Genomic DNA, 22,967 nt, shown 5'->3' on the forward strand with positions numbered 1-22,967 from the left:
CGGGCGCGATATAACCGCTGGAATGCGTCCGAGGAGCATCCGGTGATCGAATTCGAAGACGTGACTTTCAGCTTCGGCCAGCGGGCCGTCCTGCGGAAGGTCAATCTTTCCATCGAACTCGGCAGCTTCACCTTTCTCGTGGGCCCGTCGGGCGCGGGCAAGACCACCTTCCTCCGTCTCTGCTACCATGATCTCGAGCCCCGTGTCGGCTCCGTCCGCCATTTCGGCCGCCGCATTCCGGCCAAGGACCGCAACGGGATCGCGGACCTGCGCCGGGCCATTGGGGTCGTCCACCAGGAATGCAACTTTCTCGAGCATCTTCCGATCTACGAGAACATCGCGATGCCGCTTCAGCTCAGTGGCATTCCGCTGGCCGAGCGCGCCGACGATCTGCGGGCGCTGCTCGAATGGGTGGATCTGACCGACCGGGTCGATGCGCTGCCCTCCGAGATGTCCGGCGGCGAGCGCCAGCGTGCCGCAGTCGCCCGCGCCGTCATTCTCAGCCCGGAGATGATCCTCGCCGACGAGCCCACGGGCAATGTCGACTGGGACATGGCCATGCGCATTCTCACTCTCTTCATCGAGCTCAACCGCATGGGCAAGACGATCTTCATCGCCACCCACGACTTCAACCTGATCCGCGCCGCGCGCCAGAAGGTTGACGCACAGGCTTTCGGCATCGAGGAGTATTCGCTCGTGCCGCTGGGGGATGTGCTCTGATGCGCTGGCTCTATCGCTCCGACTCCGCAGAGGCGACCCTGCCCCCGATCACCCGGCTTCTGCGCCCCCTGCGCCTCGCCACCGCGGTTCTGGCCTTTCTCGCCACGCTGCTGCTCGCGCTCGGACTGACGGGAGTGCGCTTCGAGAACGCCTTCGGCGGCCCCCGCGCGCAATCGGCCACGCTTCAGATCGTCGCGGATGGCGCCTCGATCGAGGCCGAAGCCCGCGCCGCACTCGAGGTGCTGCGCCTGACCGAGGGCGTCCTTTCCGTCCGCATGATCGAGATCGAAGAGCAGCGCGCCCTGCTTGAAAGCTGGCTCGGGGCCGGCGCCTCCATCGAGGACCTGCCCCTGCCGCTCATGATCGACGTCACCATCGACCCCACCCGGCTCGACATTCCCGGTCTCGAGGGTCGCCTTGCGGTGGAGGCGCCCAACGCCACCTTCGACGACCACGGCTCGCTCCGCAGCGAACTGGCCACTGTCTCGCGCTGGCTCGGTCTCTTCGCCTTCGCCACCGTCGCGCTGGTGGCACTGGCGCTGGCGGCGGTCTTCCGCCTCGCCTCCCACGCCGCCGTTCTGGGATGCCGGGATGCCATCCGCACCCTGCGGCTCATCGGGGCGCGTGACGGCTTCGTCTCGCGCATTCTTGCCCGCCGCCTCACCCGTGCCGCTGTCTATGCCTCCGTGACCGGCACGCTCGCGGGGCTCCTCCTCCTGATGGCCCTGCCCGCCCAGAGCAGCTCGGGCTTCTTCCTCGTTGCCATCGCCCCGCACGGGCTCGAATGGATCGCACCCTGCCTCGTGCCCCTTGTCGCCGCCCCCCTGAGCTGGTTTTGCGCACGGCAGACCCTGCGCCGCATGATCCGAACCTGGAGCTGACCGCCACATGCTTCTGATCCGCTCCCTGATCTTCAATGTCGTCCTCTTCGGCTTGATGCTCGTCATGGGCATCCTCTGCATGCCGCTGGCGATCTGGTCCGCGAAGGGCGCGAGCTGGTCGATCCGCACCTATTGCCGGATCATCCTGAGGCTCCTCGCGCTCATCTGCGGGCTCAAAACCGAAATCCGCGGCGAAGTGCCCACAGGCGAGGTGATCGTCTGCTCCAAGCACCAGTCCTTCCTCGACATCATCATGCTCTCCGCGACCCTGCCGCGGGTGAAGTTCATCATGAAGAAGGAACTGCGCTGGACCCCGGTCCTGGGCTTCTACGCCATGCGCATGGGCTCCACCCCGGTTCACCGCGGCAAGAAGGCACAGGCCATGAACGACATGGTCGCCCACGCCTCCAAAAGCCGCGAGGCGGAGCCAAGCCAGTTGGTGATCTACCCCGAGGGCACCCGTGTCGCACCGGGCGTGAAACGCCCCTACAAGGTGGGCGCCGGCGTGCTCTACGAACGCTTCGGCAATCCTTGCGTGCCCGCGGCCACCAATGCCGGAGTGTTCTGGGGCCGCAACGAGGTCTACCGCCGCCCGGGCCTCGCGGTGCTGGAATTCCTCCCCGTGATCCCCGCAGGCCTGCCGATCAAGACCTTCATGCGCCAGCTCGAAAAGACCGTGGAGGAACACTCGGACGCTCTCATGCGCGAGGCAGGCTTCGAGCCGCCCGCCCTGACCGAAACACCCCCGGAGACGCGCTAGAGCCCCACCGGCTTCACCGGTATCGTGACGCGCAGACCCCACCTCGCCGCCCAAGTTGCGGGGCGCGCCACGGTTCCCGCTCGCGCCGCGCCGAACCCGTGCTATAGGTCGGGGCGAAGAAACACCTGACGGATAACGGTTTGCTGGTTCTGGGAAGTGCAGCACGCATCCTGGCGGTCACCCTCGCAGGTGTCACGATAGGCTTGGCCTCCAGCCTCGCCACCATCGCCTTCGTCGCCGTGCTCAACTGGGCCAACGACCTCCTGCTCCTCTCCCCCAGCGCCCGCGAAGCCGCCAGCGACACACAGACCCTCCTGACCGTCGCAACCCTCTGCGTTCCGGCCTTCGGTGGCCTCGGCGTCGGCCTGATACTGGCCCGCCACGTGAAATCGCAGCGCCCGCTCGGACCCGCCGACGCGATCCTGGCCGTGCAGATCCGCGAGCCCATGCCCGATGGCCGAAGCGCGATCGCCGGAACACTCGCCTCGCTTCTTGCGCTCTGCACCGGCGCCTCGGCGGGGCAATACGGCCCGCTGGTCTACATGGGCGCGGCCATCGGCGCGCGGGTTCGCCGCCTCGAACGCCGGTTCCGCGACATCCGCTCCATCGCCATTGCCTGCGGGGTCGCTGCGGCCATCTCCACCGCGTTCAGCGCACCCATCGCGGGCCTGATCTTCGCCCACGAGGTGATCCTGCGCCACTACGCGCTGCGCGCCTTCGCACCCGTCGCCGTTGCCGCCGCGACCGGACATGTCTCCGCCTATCTCGCCTTCGGTTCCGAGCCGATCCTTGGCGTGAGCTTCGACGGCCTGCTCCACAGCTACGAGTTTCTGCTCTTCGCGATGGAGGGCATTCTTGCCGCCTTCCTCGCCGCGCTCTTCATGGCGCTCGTCCTTGCCTTCGGCCGCACGGCCGCCCGCCTGCCCATCCGTCTTTCGCTTCGGCCAGCCGCCGCGGGGCTGGTGCTGGGCGTCGTGGCCCTACAGGTGCCCGAAGTGCTAGGCGTCGGACAGGAAACGCTGATCGCAATCACCCATGACGTTCCCTACGGAATGAGCGAACTTCTGGTGCTCGTCACAGCCAAGATCCTGCTCTCCGCGCTTTGCGTCGGCTTCGGCTTTGCCGGTGGCGTCTTCAGCCCCGCACTTCTCATCGGATGTTTTGGTGGTGCGCTCTTCGGCCTCGGCGTCTCGGTCCTCCTGCCGTTCGAGACCTCCGGAGTCCTGCCCTACACGGTTTGCGGCATGATGGCCGTCGCGAGCCCCGTGATCGGTGCGCCGCTCTCCACCATCCTCATCGTTTTCGAGCTCACCGGAAGCTACGATCTCACCATCGCGGTCATGACCTCGGTAGCCTTTGCCAACCTGATCGGGCACAAGATCATCGGACGCTCGCTTTTCGACGTCCAGCTTCGGCTCCGCGGCTTCGATCTCTCCCACGGGCGGGACCGCGCCATTCTCGCCCGGCACAACGTACGGGAATTCCTGAGCCAGGATTACACGACCATGCACCCCGAGGATCACGTCGAGAAGATGATCGAGGTCTGCGCCTCGGGCCGACAGGGAGAGGTGCTGCTCGTCGATGATGACGGCCAGTATTGCGGTCGGGTGCGGATTACCGCAGTCCTGAAAGATCCCGGCCCGGGCCGGCTCGAGAAATACGCCGAGAGCCAGGATCTCGTTTTTCGCGAGGACACAAATCTCTGGAACGCGATGGCACTGCTTCAGGGCTTTGTCGGGGAGGCGGTACCACTCGTAGCCAAGGGCGGGCGGCTCATGGGCGTCGTGCCGGAAAGCGCGGTGATCCACGGCTATATCGAGGCAACGCGCGAGTTGCGCCGCGAGGAAAACGCCGGGGCCTGAACTGCCCGCTCCCCTGAACACGAGGCCGCTCACGGCGTGTCTGCTGGATGTTGGGTCCAGCTTCGGAAAATCCTGCGCGATCTGAATCCGCGCAGGTCATTGTCATGGCATGAGAATCTCACACTTCGACATGAGCCGAAGTGTGAGTGCTTGGCTCAGGCCGTGGCCGCTTCCGCCTTATCCGAAAGCGGATGTGCCAGCCGCGAGAGCATTTCCTTCGGTACCACCTGCCGGAACTTTGGCAGTTCTTCGTCCCAGTGCCGCAGGAGATCCGCGCCGAGGATGCTGCCCGTCTCTTCCACATGCCGCTCGATCAGGCCGCGCAGCTCCGCTTCCCAGGCCACGGATTCGACCGGCGCCACGATCACCGTCTCGCTGTTGAGCCGCGATTCGATCTCGTTCTCCGGGTCGTAGAGATAGGCCATTCCGCCCGTCATCCCGGCGGCGAAGTTGTCGCCGAAGCCTCCGAGAATGACCGCAACGCCTCCGGTCATGTATTCGCAGCCGTTAGAGCCGCAGCCCTCGACCACCACCTTCGCACCCGAGTTGCGCACGCAGAAGCGTTCGCCCGCGCGCCCGTTGGCAAAAAGGTAACCGTCGGTCGCACCGTAGAGCACGGTATTGCCGATGATCGCGTTGTCATGCGGGATGAGCGGACTGTCGAGTGCGGGCCGCACGACGATCGTCGCGCCCGAAAGCCCCTTGCCGACATAGTCGTTCGCCTCGCCGCGCACCTCGATCTTCAGCCCCGGCGCCCCGAAGGCCCCGAGCGCCTGGCCCGCGGAACCCGCCAGCTTGATTGTCAGGTGATCGGGCTGGAGGTTGTTCCGCATCCCGAAGCGCTGGACGATATGGCTGGAGACGCGGGTGCCGATCGAGCGCAGGGTGTTCTGCACCGAGTAGCTGAGCTGCATCTTCTCGCCATCCTTGAAGAACGGCTCCGCGTCCGCGACGATCTGCGCATCCAGCGTATCGGGCACGGCCTGCCGCTCCCGCTTGGCCGAATAGGTGATCGTCTGGCCCTCGTTCACGTTGATCAGCATCGGGTTGAGGTCGAGATCGTCCAGATGCTCCGCACCGCGGCTCACCTGCGCCAGCAGGTCGGCGCGACCGATCACCTCGTCGATGGATTTCGCCCCGATCGAGGCCAAAACCTCGCGCACCTCTTCGGCATAGAAGCTGATGAGGTTCACCACCTTGTCCGGCGTGCCGGTGAATTTCGCGCGAAGGATCGGGTCCTGAACGCAGACACCCACGGGGCAGGTGTTCGACTGGCACTGGCGCACCATGATGCAGCCCATGGCGATGAGAGCCGCGGTGCCGATGCCGAATTCCTGCGCGCCGAGCATGGCGGCGATCACGATGTCGCGGCCCGTGCGCAGCCCGCCATCCGTGCGCAGGATCACCCGGTCGCGGAGGTTGTTGATCGTCAGCACCTGATGCGCTTCCGACAGTCCCATCTCCCACGGCAGGCCCGCGAACTTGATCGAGGTCATCGGGCTCGCACCCGTTCCGCCGTTGTGGCCCGAGATCAGGATCACGTCGGCCTTGGCCTTCGCGACACCCGCCGCGATCGTGCCCACACCCGACTGGCTCACCAGTTTGACGCAAACCTTCGCGCGCGGGTTGATCTGCTTGAGATCGTAGATCAGCTGCGCGAGATCCTCGATCGAGTAGATGTCATGGTGCGGCGGCGGCGAGATCAGCGTCACGCCCGGCGTCGAATGCCGCAGCCGCGCGATCAGCTCCGTCACCTTCATGCCGGGAAGCTGGCCGCCCTCGCCGGGCTTTGCGCCCTGGGCCACCTTGATCTCCAGCTCCTCGCACTGGTTGAGATACTCCGCCGTCACCCCGAAGCGCCCGGAGGCCACCTGCTTGATCTTGGCCGAGGGGTTGTCGCCGTTGGGCTCGGGATGGAAGTGCGCAGGGTCCTCGCCACCCTCGCCCGAATCCGACTTCGCCCCGATCCGGTTCATCGCGACATTGAGCGTCTTGTGCGCCTCCGGAGACAGCGCCCCCAGCGACATCCCCGGCGTCACGAAACGCTTGCGGATCGCGGTAATGCTCTCCACGTGCTTGAGCGGAACCGGCTCCTCCTTCGGCTTGAAGTCCAGCAGATCGCGCAGATGGATCGGTGGCCGCGACTGCATCGCCCGGCTGTACTGCTTCCAGAGCTCGTAGGACCCCCGGTCGCAGGCCGATTGCAGGATGTGCATGTTCTGCGCTTCCCAGGCATGGGTCTCGCCCGAACGCCGCGCCTTGTAGAAGCCGCCGATGGGCAGGATCGAGCTCGCCCCCCGCCAGCCCTTGGCATGAACCCGCTCGACCTGCTGCTGAACGCCCGAAACCCCGATGCCCGAGATCCGGCTCAGCATGCCGGGGAAATACTCCGCCACCATGGCGCGCGAGAGCCCCACCGCCTCGAAGTTCAGTCCGCCGCGATAGGAGGAGATCACCGAGATCCCCATCTTCGCCATGATCTTCAGGAGACCCTGATCCACCGCCTCGCGATATTTCGCGACCGCCGTGTTGAGATCATGCGGGATCAGCCCGCGCCGCACCCGGTCCGCGATTGAATCCTCGGCCAGATAGGCGTTGACCGTCGTGGCGCCGCACCCCACCAGAACCGCGAAGTAATGCGGATCGATGCATTCGGCCGAGCGCACGTTGATCGAGGTGAAGGTCCGGAGCCCCTTGCGCGTCAGCCAGGAATGCACCGCGCTGGTCGCGAGGATCATCGGCATCCCGATCTTCTCCGGGCCCTGATGATGATCCGTCATGATCAGATGGTTCGATCCCGCTCGAATGGCCTCCTCGGCCTCTTGCCGGATGCGCTGCAACCCTTCGTGCAGGGCATTGGGGCCGGCATCCGCTGGGAAGGTGCAGTCGAGCTCTATCGCGTCCGAAGCCTCGTGGCTCGCGAGATAGGTGAAGCGCGCGTTGGAAACGAACGGGCTCTCCAGCGTCAGGATGTTGGTCTGGCTGTTGTCCTCGTCGAGCACGTTGTTGAGGTTGCCGAACCGGGTCTTGAGCGACATCACGCGGTTTTCGCGCAAGCTGTCGATGGGCGGGTTCGTCACCTGGCTGAAGTTCTGCCGGAAATAATGGCTTAGCGGCCGGTATTTCTTCGAAAGCACCGCCGAAGGCGTGTCATCGCCCATCGAGCCGATGTTTTCCTTGCCGTCCTCGGCCATGGCCTGGATCGAGGTTTCAAGCTCCTCGATCGAATAGCCCGCCGCGATCTGGCGCTTGCGCAGCTCCTCGCCCTCGTAGAACGCCTCCTCGTTGACGCCCTGCGTCGCGTCCTCCAGATCGGTGACGGAGCCGATCCACTCGCCGAAGGGCTGGCTGGCGGCCAGAAGATCCTTGATCTCGGTGTCGTGGAAGAGCGTGCCCTTCTCCATGTCGACCGCGATGAGCTGGCCCGGTCCGAGCGCGCCCTTCTCGAGGACCGTTGCCTCGTTGGAGGGAACCATGCCCGCCTCGGACCCCGCGATCAGCAGCCCCTCACCGGTGACGACATAGCGCATGGGGCGCAGGCCGTTGCGGTCGAGCCCGCCACAGACCCAGCGGCCATCGGTCATGGCAAGCGCCGCCGGACCGTCCCAGGGCTCCATCACCGAGTTGGAATAGGCATACATGTCCTGATGCGCCTGCGGCATCTTGGTCGCGAATTTCGACCAGGCCTCGGGCACCAGCATCGTCTTGGCCATCGGCGCAGACCGCCCGGCACGCACGAAGACCTCGAACACGTTGTCGAGGGCTGCACTGTCCGAAGAGCCCGCCGCGACGATCGGCTTGATGTCCTCCGCAAGCTCACCGAAATAATCCGAGCTCATGCGGATCTCATGGCTTTTCAACCAGTTCAGGTTGCCCTTGATCGTGTTGATCTCGCCGTTGTGCGCCAGCATCCGGAACGGTTGCGCCAGCCACCAGCGCGGGAAGGTGTTGGTGGAATAGCGCTGGTGATAGATCGCGAAGGCGCTCTCGAAGCGCGGGTCCATCAGATCCGGGTAGAACACGGCCACCTGCTCGGCGAGCATCATGCCCTTGTAGATGATCGACCGGCAGGACAGCGAACAAATATAGAAATCCCGGATGCCCGTGCCCGCCTTCTCGATCCGGCGACGGATCACGTAGAGCTCGCGCTCGAAGGTCTCTTCATCCACGCCCTTGGAGTTCGAGATCAGGATCTGCTCGATCTCGGGGCGCGTGGCATTGGCCTTCTCCCCGAGGCAAGTGATGTCCACCGGAACATGGCGCCAGCCATAGATGTAATAGCCGAGCCGCAGCACTTCGGTCTCGACGATGGTCCGCGCGGCTTCCTGCGCCTGGAAGTCGCTGCGCGGCAGGAAGATCATGCCAACGGCGATCTTGCCCGAGCGCGGCTCGTGGCCGGTGCGGCGCACCTGCTCCTCGAAGAAGGCCGGCGGGATCTGCACATGGATGCCCGCGCCATCGCCGGTCTTTCCATCGGCATCGACCGCACCGCGGTGCCAGATCGCCTGGAGCGCCTGGATACCGCTTTCCACCACCTCGCGCCGGGGTTTCCCGTCAATGGCGACGACCAGCCCGACACCACAGGAAGAATGCTCCTGCTCGGGATGATACATTCCGGTTTCTGCCAGCTGGTTGAACTCGGCTTCCATCTTGGCAACCCAGGCGTCGTCATACTTCGTCATGGCGCTTTTCCTTCTTGGCGGGCACTGCCGCACCCCGGGGCTTGAATTGAGATCCTGCGAAATGCTCACGCATCTTGGGCAGAAGTGAATGCTGCGACCACATCGGCCTCGGTCTTCTTGTCCGTTTCACCGGCAAAAGCGTAACCCTTGGGTTTGCAGTCGATGTAGATTTCCTCGACCAGGTCCATGTCGGACTGATCGTCGAGTGCCCCGACCGAGACCATGTAGAGATCGGCCGGGAGCAGGTGATACCAGAGATTGGCGCCGCATTCCGCGCAATGCACGCGCTCCGCCCAGTCGGAGGTGCGGAATGCCTTGGCGCTTTCGGCACCCGACAGAATCTTCAGGCTGTCCGCCGTCTTGCCGAAGAACGGTCCACCGGCCCAGCGTCGGCACATGCCGCAATGGCAGGCGTCGTAATGGGTGTCGGACAGCTCAACCTCGAACTGAATCTTGTCGCAGAGGCAGCGACCTGTCTTCTTGATCACAATCCAGTCCTCCAGATCCATGAAGCGGGGTTCCAGGCCACCGCATCCGAGATTGCAGTTTTGACGGCGCAGGCGCCGAAAAAGGTCAGCACAGGTTCCGCCCGGTTAACAGAGACTGAAAACACATGTTCTTAGTGTCATTACAAAATGCATACGCAATTCATACCAAAGGCACATTGGCTGCAGGCGCCCGTCGCGGGCGCCACGAGGGCCGATCTCACTCCGCCGCAATGGCAGTCGAGCGGTTGTTCAGGTAGGAGACGATGCTCTCCGCCGCTTCCCGCCCGTCGCGGATCGCCCAGACCACGAGGCTCGCGCCACGCACGATGTCACCCGCCGCATAAACCCCGTCGAGATTGGTCGCATGGCTCTGGAAATGCGCCTTCACCGTGCCCCAGCGGGTCACTTCGAGGTCGTCTTCCTTCCACACCACCGGCAGGTCTTCTGGCTCGAACCCGAGCGCCTTGATGACGAGATCGGCCTGCTCCACGTAATCCGCACCCGGAATTTCTTCCGGTTTCTGGCGGCCGGACGCATCGGGCGCGCCAAGACGCATCCGCGACACCATCACGCCGGACACGCTTTCCTCGCCGGTGAAACCCTTGGGGGCCGTGAGCCATGCAAAGTTGACGCCTTCCTCCTCGGCATTGGCCACCTCGCGCTGGGAACCGGGCATGTTGGCCCGGTCGCGGCGATAGAGGCAGGTCACCGATTTCGCGTCCTGACGGATCGCGGTGCGCACGCAGTCCATCGCGGTGTCGCCGCCGCCGATCACCACGACCCGCTTGCCTTCCGCGTTCAGCGTGCCGTCGTCATATTCCGGAACCTCGTCGTCGAAGCTCTTGCGGTTCGAGGCCGTCAGGTAATCGATGGCCTTCACGATCCCCGGAAGGCCGGCACCAGGGCCACCCAGATCGCGCGACTTGTAGACGCCCGTGGCGATCAGCACCGCATCATGGGTCTCGCGGATCTCTTGGAAGGTGATGTCCGTGCCCACGTCGCAGTTAAGCTTGAACGTGACGCCGCCCTTCTCGAGCTGCTCGTTTCTCCGGGTGACGACGTGTTTTTCCAGTTTGAATCCGGGAATACCGTAGATCAGCAACCCGCCCGCACGATCATAGCGATCATAGACGGTCACCTGGATGCCCTGTCGGCGCAGCGCGTCCGCCGCAGCGAGCCCGCCGGGTCCACCGCCGATGATGCCGACGCTTTCGGGGCGCTCGACCTCCGGGGAGATCGGGATGATCCAGTCCTCTTCCCACGCCGTGTCGGTGATGTATTTCTCCACCGCGCCGATGGTCACCGTTCCGTGCCCGGACTGCTCGATGACGCAATTGCCCTCGCAGAGCCGGTCCTGTGGGCAGATCCGACCGCAGATTTCCGGGAAGGTGTTGGTGGCCTGGCTGATTTCATAGGCTTCGCGCAGACGGCCTTCCGCCGTCAGCTTCAGCCAATCCGGGATGTTGTTGTGCAGCGGGCAGTGCGACTGGCAATAGGGCACGCCGCATTGCGAGCATCGGCCCGCCTGCTCCGCTGCCTTCTCGTCAGCGAACTGCCGATAGATTTCGTCGAAATCCTCGCGCCGCTCCTCCGCGACCCGCTTTTCGGGCATGTCGCGCGCGACCTTGACGAATTTCAGCATTGGCTGACGAGCCATCGCATTCCCCCGGCTTCGTTGACTTGCAAGAAATTGTCCACATGCCTACCCCAATCGCAAGCGGGATAAAAGTCAAAACCACTGACCCATTTTGGGATTATCTGGGTGATATCGCGGAGAAGAGGCCAAAAACGCGAGAAAATAGGTCTTATATCGGACCTATCTCATGGGCACTTACGCCTGCGTGCTCCAGAGGCTAGTCTGCCACCGGAGCCGATTCGTAGTATGGGTTAGCGGTACATGTCACTGTTTGAGCTTGCAATCTTGGCTATTGTCCAAGGTATCACAGAGTTCCTTCCAATCTCTTCATCAGGCCACTTGATCATCCTACCAAGCCTGTTGAGGGCGGCGGATCAAGGACTTGCGCTGGATGTTGCTGTACACGTCGGTACGCTCGGGGCCGTAATGCTCTTTTTCCGTGCAGAAGTAGCCCGGATGAAGCAGGGGTGTATGGATATTCTGTCAAGAAAGGCGAGTACGGCGGACGCAAGACTAGTGATTCTACTCGTGATTGCGACCATACCCGTGATTGTTGTGGGGTTCCTGCTAAAGGTAACGGGACTTGCCGACGCCCTGAGATCCATTGCCGTCATTGGATGGACAATGCTCATCTTCGGACTGGTGCTCTACTGGGCGGATCAACGCGGGCCGACGGGAAAGACGGAAGGCGAATGGAACCTGAGAGACGCCGTTATTATGGGCCTATGGCAGGCGGTTGCCCTGATACCAGGCACGTCGCGCTCCGGGATTACCATCACGGCGAGCCGAATGCTCGGATACAATCGTGAGGACGGTGCACGCATCGCCATGCTTATGTCCATTCCAACAATTCTCGCATCCGGTGCGCTCCTCACGCTTGACGTGATCGGAGAGGCCGATTGGCAGACACTCAAAGACGCTGGGATTGGAGCAGCCCTCGCCTTCGTCTCGGCCTATTTTGCGCTGGCCCTGATGATGCGCCTTCTCAGGACCGTGAGCTTCACGCCGTACGTCGTTTATCGTGTGATACTCGGAGCAGTTTTGCTTATCGTGGCCTATACCTGAGGCCCAGACAGGGCGCTGACGACTTCAAGACTTAGGCAAATTCGCGGCCGATGCGGTAATCGCGTCATACTGTCCGTGCGGCCGATAGGAATACAGATACCCTTCCAAGATCGAATCCATCGGCGTCGGACTGATACCCAGTTCCTCGAAACCTTGTGCGGAAGCGGACACGACGTTGTCGGACTTAAGCAACTCAACCTGATCAGCGGTCAGAATACCGTTGCTGAACAAACCGAAGCTGATCTTCTGTAACCAATCGAGAAATGCCCCCTGCCGTCGGGCCAGACCAAACGGTAGTTCGACGAGAAAACGCTTGCGTTCGATGACCGCGAGCAGCCGTTCCATGAGTTCGCGGAAAGTCGCCACCTCGGGGCCGCCCAGTTCATAGATCCCTGGTTTCGCTACTCCCAGTGCAGCCTTGGCCGCTGCCGCTGCGATGTCGTCTACGTAGACTGGTTGAAATTTCGTATCCGCACCAACGAGCGGAAGAACCGGCGAGAACCTCGCCATGGCGCCAAACCTGTTGAAAAACTCGTCTTCGGTTCCGAAGACAACCGACGGTCGCAGAATTGTCGCATTCGGGAAGCCATTCAGAACGAGTTCTTCACCCTTCGCCTTTGCTCGGGCATAGCCGCTCTTGCTGTTGGCATCAGCACCGATTGCCGAAATATGCACCAACCGGGAAACCCCCACCTCAGATGCGATCCGCGCAATCCTGCCCGCGCCTTCAGCGATTACCGGCTCGAAACCCTGCTTTCCACTCTCGGCAAGGATACCAACACAGTTGACAACCACGTCAACACCCTCAATCGCCGCACGGGTCGATGCCTCGTCTCGGATATTCGCCTGAACCGGTTCAACCTGGCCGACAACGCCGTAGGGGCGCACGAACAGTGCCTCTTCCGGGCGACGCACGGCAACGCGGACGCGCCAGCCTGCACGCGCCATTCGTTGGGCGACATAACGCCCAACAAAGCCGGAGCCGCCAAAAATGGTGACGATGGGTGTGGGACTGGGCATGAGCAACCTCCTTCTCCGACCGTCTTTCGACATATTCCGGGATGCCGTCCCAGACAAGTTTGAAAACCCGAAGGATTCGAGGTGAGGCAGCCTCGTTGCGTCGCACGCAGCCAATTCTTCCCATCGAAAACCTATTGGAGTCGTCCCGAAGGGCTCCTGTCGTGACCCAATGCGTTCTTGCCGATCTCTACGCGAAATCGAAAAAGCGGTCTGATCATCCAGTGGGTCTAGGTTTGGGTTGCGCGCAGTGCAGAACATTTTCTGACAGGCATTGGCAACGGCCTTTACCCAATCCATCAGGTATTGAGGTATTGGAATGATGCCAAGATGGGGCGCGTCGCCAAACACCATGTTCCATCTGGCAAGTCTTTTATCGCAGGACAAGATTTCCGACGCAATATGCGCAAGGAGCCGTTGACACGCCTCACAGCCCGCTATAAATCCCCGCCATTCTTGACACCTGCCCAGGTGGCGGAATTGGTAGACGCGCTGGCTTCAGGTGCCAGTTTCCGAAAGGAAGTGGAAGTTCGAGTCTTCTCCTGGGCACCATCACCGTCCTTACGTCAATTCTACGTATCATCTAGTTGGCGTGGTCTCTTACGTCTGGCGACTGCACTTGATGGCACGGCTGCTACGCCGCCGACCTATTGGTTCCATCAATCCGGTGCACGCACTCATCCCTCATAGAAACCACGAATGAGCTCGCGTAATAAGATTGTAAAAAAAATGTTAGAGTCCAATAAGTAGAACACGAGCTCATTCTTCATTATTCGACTTGCACCCGCAACGCTTTCGCACTTTTATGTTCTGGCACTTGGTGAGGGGGCTTCCAGTGCCTGTAAGTAGTATATTAGAGTGCTCATTTATTGCACTTTCGAGTAAGAACATGGGCCAATTGCCCAAATAAAGAATGATTGAACAAAGTTCTTAATTCCTGCGACCACCAGCAAGCCTCCGTTTGCGAGCCAGTGATGGCTCTTATGAGATTCGGAGTTTCCAGTGCCCGTGATCAACGACTTTTCCGCCAGTCCGCTTGACTTGAACGGTCAAGTCAACCTCGCTTCGCCCACATCGATGGATTGGGGACCGGACGGGCGCCTTTACGTGACCGAGGTTGATGGTGACGTCTACGCGCTCAGCGTGGCATTCGGTGATCCTGACCCCAACGATGGCGAGAACACGCTGAAGTTCTTTGTCACTGCAGCTGAAACAATGGGCCATGTGAAGTCGGTTCCGAACTTCAATGATGACGGCTCGCCGAGCAACTCGGCCAAGAGACAGGTCACTGGAATTGACGTCGCCCAGCAAATCGATACAAACGGAAATCCCGTTCTTATCGATGGTGTACCTGCGGTCGTCATTTATGTGACGTCCAGTGACAGTCGTATTGGCGCAGGTACGGGTGGCGCCGATGTCGGCCTAGATACCAATTCGGGGGTCATTACACGTCTGACACAGACCGAAACGGGCTGGACGGCCGTAGATATTGTTCGCGGAATCTCACGATCCGAAGAAAACCATGCCGTGAACGGACTGGAACTCGTACGCAAGTTCGATCCGATCACCGGGCAACTCCTGTCAGAGCGCCTTATTGTAACAAGCGGCGGGAATGCCAACAACGGTGCTCCGTCGAACAACTTTGCTGGTCAGCAAGAAACGGCATACTCGGGTGCGATCCTCGAAGTTGATCTGGACCAGATCAACGGGATGCAGATCCAGACAGATGCGGCATCGGGGCGTCAGTTCGTCTATGATATTCCGACACTCGATGACCCGGTTCAGCCGGGCACAAGCGATATAAACGATCCGTTCGGTGGCAACGACGGTTTCAACGGCGGAATGCTTAGTCCGGATGGGCCGGTTCAAATCTACTCGGCAGGCTACCGCAATCCCTACGACGTCGAAGTCACGGAAGATGGCCGTGTTTTTACCTATGACAACGGGGCCAACAACAACTGGGGTGGTCGGCCAGCGGGTGAGGATATCGATTTCAGCAGCACCAACAACGAGTCCGGGACACCCAGCGGATATATCGCAACCAACCTCTTCGTTGAGGACAATACGGAGATTCATGGCGGTGTAACCGGCAACTTCGACCCGCAGAACTGGGATCAGTTGCATGAGATCACCCGGTCCGACGATCTCGATGGGCGTACTCTTTCTGCGGGGCTTGGGGGTGCGCACACCTATACATGGCAGCATCCGGACCTGGGCGAACTGACACTTGTGTATGGCGGGCATCCGAATCCGACACGTGCCGAAGGTGCACGTGCGGGGCTCCTTTACTCTCCGGAATCCGGGACCGGCAATGCGAAACTCCTTGTTTCGAACGAGGATAAGGGTGCCGGCACAAGTGATTTTTTAGAAGTCGTCGCATGGCTGACTTCCGTAGGCTATAGCCAGAGCTTCATAGAGCAAACCGTCGTGGCTGTCGAACCAGGCCATACCTATTTGGATACCTTCGTCAACGGTTACAGCCTGCCAACAACCACTGGGGTCTATTCGCTTGTCGAGGATCCGGACGGTCCGATCGGGATGCCGTCCAACATGAATCAGGTCGTCAACGCGCTCAATCCGGTCGAGGGTGACTATCTCGAGGCGGGCTTCAAGGACGGTGCAGTCGATACAGGCAAAGGCTCGATCAACGGTCTTGCGGAATACACATCGACAATCCTGGACAATGGCTCCACCCAGATGAGTGGTGCACTGATCGCCGCGAGCCTCAACCAAGGACAGCTTTATGTCATTGGTAGAGATGCAAATGGCATCGTTCAGACCTCCACTGCAGGGCCAGCAAATCTGCAAAGGACCATTGCTGCCGATCGAGACTTCATTGATGCGTCCGGCGCGCCCCTCGGGCTTGCGACCATTGGGGACGATGTCGCGCCCTTTGGGGGTGAGGCAGCTTTCACAGGCACGATCTGGACCACAGTTTACAAGGAAAATGGTCCGCTCATCGAGGTCTTCCAGCCCGGCAACCCTAACACGAATGCCGTGTTGCCAGAATATGCAGGGCAGCCGGCGTCCGATCCGGATGACCACGACCTCGACGGTGTGAACAACATCAACGACCCGTTCGAGTTCAGCGACGATAACGGCTTCGATCTCCACATCAACGAGTTCGTCCTCATGGATTTCAGCCAGGTCGATCTGAGTTTCGTTGGCACGATCGGGGATTCGGGTCTCATGGGCGCGGCGCTTGACGGTGTCACGCCGAACCAGGATGCAAAATCGCTGGCAGACGGCTTTCCGCTCGCCCAGACCGAAGCCGGCCTATTCGATAATGGTGGGAATCTCATTGTAGGCGGCAACGCTCCGATTCTTCAGATCAAGACTGTAACGCCAGGCACGGCTATTGGGTCGGCGAATACTTTGAAAGATGGTCTGCATACCGGTATCAAGCTGGCGGATGATGTCGGTCGGGTCGTCTATACCCTCGAGGTCTTCAATTGGACGGCAACGCAATTCGATGGCTCGGGTCGGGTTGCGGGCATCATGTTTGGCGACGGCACCCAATCCAATTTTGTCCGTTTTGTCTTTGGGGATGTTGGAGAGGTAGGTGGGCCCCTTGGCCTGGAAATCGGTATTGAGTCCGGCGACGACTATTCCGTCGTGACAACGGAGACCGACCCAAATTTTGCCCAGAAGCTGATTACCGGCGACCCGTCTTTCGACAATCAGCAAATTGTTACGCTACAACTAGAGATCGACAAAACCGCCGAATACGAAATCCTTGCGCGCTACAAGTACAGCGGGGATGCCGAATACACCGAGATAGATCTTGCAGGGGCAACTCTCCCTGTTGGTCCGTTACGCGATGTCCTCGACGGTAGCCATACGATCACTGATGGGGGCCCGACACTGTCCTCAGGCGCCGCGTTTGGAGTCGTTGCGGAATCTCCAACGGGAGCCGCCTTTACAGCGGTTGATTTTGCATCCCTGCGCATCGAAGCCTTCGGGAGCGAGATCCCTGCTGACACAGCAGAAGAGGTTGGCCAGCCCGGCAGCGCCGGGATCGACACCATCGTCTATACCGGAAGCGCTACGGCACTCGCGGCATTACATCCTACCGTTGAGAACTTCGACGGTTCCGGTTCGTCAGCGAACTATACTGTGATCGGCAATGCGAATGACAACATGATCGTCCTCGGGGCGGGCAGCAATGTCGTTATTACAGGAAATGGCAGCGACACCGTGATCGGAACGCTGGCAGATTTTGACGGCGACGAGATCACCGACTTCTCGACCGATGACAGCGTTGTCATAACGGACGCCTCCACTGCCGGCCTTTCGGTTTCCTATGCCTCGGCCGGTGGGGCAGCGATCGTCTCAGTGAACGGCGCGGAAATCACGTTTTCCGGTCCGGATTTCCAAGATTTTGACCCATCGCAAGGTGACACGGTTTTCGATTTTCTCGATAGCCCAGATGGTCTCGTCCTGACCAAGCCAACTTCGCTTTCTCCAGTGCTGGCGATCAATGCCGGCGGTCCGGAGCTGTTGAACGCAACGCTTCGCGGTGAGGCGATCGATTTCCAGTCGAACCTCGTCGCCGGTCAAGGCGTCGGATACACGACGACTGGTGCTTTCTCGACCTACTCCAACGGAACATCGACAAACTATGATTTCCCGGGCACTCAGCTAGACGAGGTTCACGCCTACGAACGGACGAGCAATTCGGACTTCCTCTGGGGTTATTCTATCCCTCTCGACGACGGCGAATACGTCATCGATCTGATCTACTCGGAAATCTACCACGGTTTCGTTACCGCGGCGAACCCCGATAATCAGCGGCTCTTTGATGTCTTCATTGAAGGGCAGCAGGTCGAGGATAGTTACGACATTATCGACGGGGCGGGCGACGCCGGGGTCGAAGTAATCGAAAGCTATCAAGTTACCGTATCGGACGGTGCCCTCAACGTCGAGTTTCTCAAAGAGGTCAATCAGGCCAAGCTCAGCGGACTGGCAGTCTGGAGGGTCGGAGATGGTTTCGTCCCCCCAACAGATAGTGTTTCTCCGATCGTGGCTTCAATTTCGGTAGATAACCCCCAGAATGATCAGGATAGTAACCGCACCGCGACGGTTTTGCTGACCGATGACATCGGATTTGAAGTATCTGATTTCTCCGACTTGGATGGTTCAGAATTGCAGTTTTCGGGAATTGTACCCGATAGTGTTTCCGCTCCGTCCGTTACGATAAGCTCGGATGGCAAAACTGCGACACTTGCCTATGATCTTGTTGGCCCGGGTTCAGCTTGGCCCAGTGGTGTCGGCCAAATTGAGATCGCTGCGGCTGTATACACTGACGCGGCAGGCAACGGCACTTCAGCGGCCACTGCTGGCTTCGTCATGGAACCATTTCTGGACACGCTTGTCAGGGGCAACGTGGCTCTGGCCATCAATGTTGGGACTGCCGATACGGGCTCCATTCCGCTTGATCCGGACCCCCTGCAGGGTGGCGCAACCGATGATAATCTCTATGGGGGGGCAATCTCGAACGACAGCTTGATCGCGGATGCGGATGGTCAAGCGCTGGATTTGGAGGCGGATAATCCGTCCTACTATACCGATCCGAAGAGCGACTCCGCCCTTAACAACAATGTCGATGGAGCACTTGGGGACACGGGATCAAACGGTGCAGGTATCGATCTCGATGGTTCGGCGTATCACACCTTCCGCGACTCCACAGCAGATACGTGGACGGCAACCTATGCCGGCCTCGCAAATGGCAGCTACGTGGTCGAATTGCACTTTGCGGAGCTTTTCCATGATAGTGCGAATGAGCGGGTAGGTGATTTTTACCTTCAGGGTGACCTCTTCCTCGACGATTTCGATATTTTCACGGAAGCGGGGAGCGCCGATGCTCCGATCACACGCTCGCAAAACGTGATCGTAACTGACGGCACACTCACTGTGACGGTAGACAGTTCGGTGGGCCTTGCCGGCTACAACGCCATTGCGGCCTTTGAGGCCGTTGCAGATAGTGGAGGAGGCAATACCGCGCCTTCGGTTGCGCTTGCCAACGCTTTGGCGGACATATCAGAAACCACCGATGTCTCGTCCGGCGTAAAAATCGCCGACATAGTGATCACAGATGACGGTGTCGGCAACAACACGCTATCGCTTTCGGGCGCGGATGCCGCCCTCTTCGAAATTGTTCCGGGAGGATCCGGGCAGGAACTCTGGCTTGTAGCCGGAGCAACGCTTGATGCCGCGTCGAACGGATCACTGGATGTCAGCGTCAGTGTTGATGATGCGAGCGTTGGAACAACCCCTGATGACAGCGTGGCCCTCTCGGTGCCCGTGACAACCGCGGCAAGCCTTACACCGATACTCGCCGTGAACGCTGGTGGTCCAACAGTGCCTAATGCGACGGTACGAGGCCAGACTGTCGAGTTTCAATCCAATACGACCGCAGGCGCAGGTACTGGGTTCACCACGACAGGCCCCTTCACGGCCTACTCTAACGGCCAATCTACCAGTTATGACTTCCCCAATACGGATCTCGATCAGGTCCACGCCTATGAACGCACTTCGGGTTCACCATCACCATGGGGATATTCTGTTCCTGTCGCGAACGGCGAATACCTGATTGACCTGATCTACTCGGAAATTTTCCATGGGTTCGTAAACGGAACTGACCCGGATGATGCCCGGCTCTTCGATGTAACCATTGAAGGTATCCAGGTCGAAGATGGCTACGACATAATCGATGCGGCAGGGGATGCCGGTGTCGAGGTGATCGAGAGCTATCAGGCTAGTGTAACGGATGGCACGCTTGATATTGAGTTCACACTGCAAGAAGATCAGGCGAAGCTCAGCGGTTTCGTGATTTGGAATCTTGGCAATGAACCTGTGAATTCAGCGCCGAGTGTTTCGTTGACCGATGTGGTAACGAGTCTGTCCGAGAACGCGGACGTGTCTTCTGGTTTGAAAGTTGCGGGGATCGCCGTTTCGGACGATGGTATCGGAATCAATACTCTTTCGCTTTCGGGCGCGGATTCTAGCCTCTTTGAAATTACGGAAGGTAACGAAGGACCAGAACTATGGCTGGTGTCAGGTGCTGCACTGGATAGCTCGACAAATCCCGTTCTCGACGTGAGCGTATCCGTCGATGACACCACCGTCGGCGCCAGTCCCGACGATAGTGCAGCACTTGCAATTTCCGTTAGCGAAGCCGCCGAACCTACAAATGCGCTCAGCGCGTTTGCCGCTCAGGATGATCTTGATACTGGTCAGTCCTATGGCTCAGGCGCAATTGGGGCGGCCATTCTTGAAGTCATGGCCGGCAACAATGACATCGATGCTTCAAACTATGGGGCAAACTCTTTCCAAGTAACGAATGTTGGCGACAAGAAGATCTCCGCAATCTTCATAGATGTCAGCACGGCTCTATATCCTGATACTGTCTTCGACCCAGATGGCGCCGGCGGAGACAATGTCACGAAGAACTGGGCCGTCAATTCAGCCGGTGGTACCGGTGGATACGTAGACGGAACTGGGTATTTCCTGCCCGGCACCGATCCGATCCCAAACACGACGGGTACGGGCATTGCTAGTAATGGTGGCTTCAAGGGAGCGATGGTGAAGTTCGACCCATCAGTAAGCGGGGGATTCCAATCCGGCGAAACTGTGGGGTTCTCGGGTGACATGGATCCGAACTCGATTGCCGGTCTGCTGAAATCGGGACCGAACGGAGTCGACACGAATTCATTTCCGTCATGGGACGTGGGTGGGATTTCCGGTCACGAAATGATCGGCTCAACGTTCACCGTACTTTTTGATGACGGAACCACGTCCAGCGGGCAACTGGCAAGCGACGGCAGCGACTCCGGCGCGCAGACACTCGCGTCCCAAGCAGTCGGTTCGGCAAGCGTTGGATTGATGGTCAATGGGATCGCACAAGGCAATCTTGGAACCTACAGCGATGCGCAGCCTACTGTGGTTGTCTCTGGAGCGCCGGGCGAGACGGTCCGCATCACCTTGACAAAGGGTATCAACCCGGTTGCGAACACAGCTAATGGCATTGCCGATCTCGTATCAAACCGACTTGATGCCTACGATTTCAAGGTAAACAACAACTTCGATTCACAGTCCGTTGATGTCGTGATTGGGGCTGATGGGACCTTCGACGCCAGCAATCTGTTCAACTACGATGAGGCGTTGGCCAATGAGAAGGGAAGCTTTACGGGGGATGATACCGCACCCATCGGTTTCGTAGCTTCTGCTATCGATCCCACGAACAGCAATCTTCCGGTAGGTCCAACCACCGATCCAATCTACCTCACATACACAGCTTCCACGAATGAGGCGCCTTCCGTTTTCTTGGCCGACCCGTTGTCAGAAATAGCCGAAGATGCTGATGTCTCCACAGGTTTGAAGATAGCCGATATCATAGTAACGGATGATGGAGTCGGCGCGAACACTCTATCGCTTTCGGGTGAGGACGCGGATTTCTTTGAAGTCGTGGCCGGAGGGTCAGGGCCGGAGCTATGGCTGATTTCCGGCGCAGTGCTGGATGCTGCAACTAACGCCATGTTGGATGTTTCCGTGGAAGTCGATGACTCGTCCGTAGGAACAAGCCCGGACGACACAGCTGCGCTTGCAATTGCCATAAGCGAAGCCTCTGGTTCGGGTGGCGGCTCATTGGCGACCGTGAACGTTCGCGCGGACAATGCGTTCACTTTCTACGTCAATGGCACTTCGATCTTTTCTGGGTCCAACTGGGCCCAGACTTTCACTTTCGATGCAGATCTGGCCGAAGGCGACCTGATCGCCATCGAAGGTATCGATACGGGCGGGGCCGGGGAGATCTTCGTCGATATCGAAATGGCAGACGGCACGCGCTACGATTCAGGTTCTGACTGGTTAGTCGAAACCGGCCTCACCGGTACGGCCTGGACGCAATCTGGCTTCGATGACAGCGGCTGGGATGCCGCATCGACCTACGGCACTGCAGCGACCGGCCGTCTGGCTGGCACGGGCGGCACCGGAGGAGCGTTGCCATCCGACACCAATGGCGAGTGGATCTGGAGCGACCAATACTATGCCGACAACGAGGCCTTCTTCCGCTGGACAGTGCCGGGCGACACAGGCGGCGGTGGCAATGTCGAACCTGTCGTCGGCACTCCGATCGCGGATCAGACGGCGACGGTTGATGAGGCCTTCTCTTTCGCTGTTCCAACCAGCACATTCTCGGACCCGGATGGGGATGCTCTTTCGTTCAACGCCACCTTGTCGAACGGCAATGCGCTTCCCAGCTGGCTGAATTTTGACACCACCTCACAAACATTCACTGGAACGCCCGAAGTCTCGACCGATCTTTCTATCGTCGTAACCGCAGACGATGGGAATGGTGGCAGCGTAAGCGACGAATTCATCCTGTCTGTGGAGGAAGACGAACTGACCAATGGCTCATTGGCGACCGTGAACGTTCGCGCGGACAATGCGTTCACCTTCTATGTCAATGGCACTTCGATCTTTTCTGGGTCCAACTGGGCCCAGACTTTCACTTTCGATGCAGATCTGGCCGAAGGCGACCTGATCGCCATCGAAGGTATCGATACGGGCGGGGCCGGGGAGATCTTCGTCGATATCGAAATGGCAGACGGCACGCGCTACGATTCAGGTTCTGACTGGTTAGTCGAAACCGGCCTCACCGGTACGGCCTGGACGCAATCTGGCTTCGATGACAGCGGCTGGGATGCCGCATCGACCTACGGCACTGCAGCGACCGGCCGTCTGGCTGGCACGGGCGGCACCGGAGGAGCGTTGCCATCCGACACCAATGGCGAGTGGATCTGGAGCGACCAATACTATGCCGACAACGAGGCCTTCTTCCGCTGGACAGTGCCGG

10 protein-coding genes and 1 tRNA gene are annotated in these 22,967 nt (G+C 60.0%); 7 read left to right on the plus strand and 4 right to left on the minus strand.

Going from position 1 to position 22,967, the window contains the following annotated elements:
* The first annotated feature begins 42 nt into the window (after positions 1-42).
* From ACP15W_RS10615 to ACP15W_RS10630, 4 genes are all read left to right on the plus strand, one after another.
* Positions 43-720, plus strand: a complete 678-nt coding sequence (locus ACP15W_RS10615) for a cell division ATP-binding protein FtsE (protein ID WP_424932853.1) — start codon at positions 43-45, stop codon at positions 718-720.
* The gene (locus ACP15W_RS10620; protein WP_424932854.1) at positions 720-1,601 is read left to right on the plus strand and encodes a cell division protein FtsX; all 882 of its coding nucleotides are present in this window, start codon (positions 720-722) and stop codon (positions 1,599-1,601) included. Before ACP15W_RS10615 ends, ACP15W_RS10620 begins: the two co-directional genes overlap by 1 nt.
* 7 nt (positions 1,602-1,608) lie before the next feature.
* On the plus strand, positions 1,609-2,361 hold the full coding sequence (locus ACP15W_RS10625) for a lysophospholipid acyltransferase family protein (RefSeq protein ID WP_424932855.1): 753 nt from the start codon (positions 1,609-1,611) through the stop codon (positions 2,359-2,361).
* Positions 2,362-2,501: 140 nt separating this feature from the next.
* On the plus strand, positions 2,502-4,223 hold the full coding sequence (locus ACP15W_RS10630) for a chloride channel protein (RefSeq protein WP_424932856.1): 1,722 nt from the start codon (positions 2,502-2,504) through the stop codon (positions 4,221-4,223).
* Positions 4,224-4,378: 155 nt separating this feature from the next.
* Here ACP15W_RS10630 and gltB read toward each other — a convergent pair whose 3' ends face one another.
* From gltB to ACP15W_RS10645, 3 genes are all read right to left on the minus strand, one after another.
* On the minus strand, positions 4,379-8,905 hold the full coding sequence (gltB, locus tag ACP15W_RS10635; protein ID WP_424932857.1) for a glutamate synthase large subunit: 4,527 nt from the start codon (positions 8,903-8,905) through the stop codon (positions 4,379-4,381).
* A gap of 65 nt (positions 8,906-8,970) precedes the next feature.
* Positions 8,971-9,393: a GFA family protein gene (locus tag ACP15W_RS10640; protein ID WP_424932858.1), complete on the minus strand. Its 423-nt coding sequence runs from the start codon at positions 9,391-9,393 to the stop codon at positions 8,971-8,973.
* A 217-nt stretch (positions 9,394-9,610) separates the two neighbouring features.
* The gene (locus tag ACP15W_RS10645) at positions 9,611-11,050 is read right to left on the minus strand and encodes an NAD(P)-dependent oxidoreductase (protein WP_424932859.1); all 1,440 of its coding nucleotides are present in this window, start codon (positions 11,048-11,050) and stop codon (positions 9,611-9,613) included.
* Between the two features lie 240 nt (positions 11,051-11,290).
* On the opposite strand from ACP15W_RS10645, the gene ACP15W_RS10650 reads away from it, so the two are divergent.
* On the plus strand, positions 11,291-12,094 hold the full coding sequence (locus ACP15W_RS10650; protein WP_424932860.1) for an undecaprenyl-diphosphate phosphatase: 804 nt from the start codon (positions 11,291-11,293) through the stop codon (positions 12,092-12,094).
* A 24-nt stretch (positions 12,095-12,118) separates the two neighbouring features.
* On the opposite strand, the gene ACP15W_RS10655 is transcribed toward ACP15W_RS10650, so the two are convergent.
* Entirely contained in the window at positions 12,119-13,114 is a 996-nt protein-coding gene (locus ACP15W_RS10655) for a complex I NDUFA9 subunit family protein (RefSeq protein ID WP_424932861.1), read from the minus strand.
* Between the two features lie 462 nt (positions 13,115-13,576).
* Between ACP15W_RS10655 and ACP15W_RS10660 the strand changes: the two genes are divergently transcribed.
* Positions 13,577-13,663: transfer RNA gene (locus ACP15W_RS10660), tRNA-Leu, on the plus strand.
* A 456-nt stretch (positions 13,664-14,119) separates the two neighbouring features.
* The coding region (locus ACP15W_RS10665; RefSeq protein WP_424932862.1) for a malectin domain-containing carbohydrate-binding protein at positions 14,120-22,967 on the plus strand (8,848 nt) is incomplete at its 3' end.

The sequence above is a fragment of the Amaricoccus macauensis genome, assembly GCF_049800915.1.
GTDB lineage: Bacteria > Pseudomonadota > Alphaproteobacteria > Rhodobacterales > Rhodobacteraceae > Amaricoccus > Amaricoccus macauensis_A.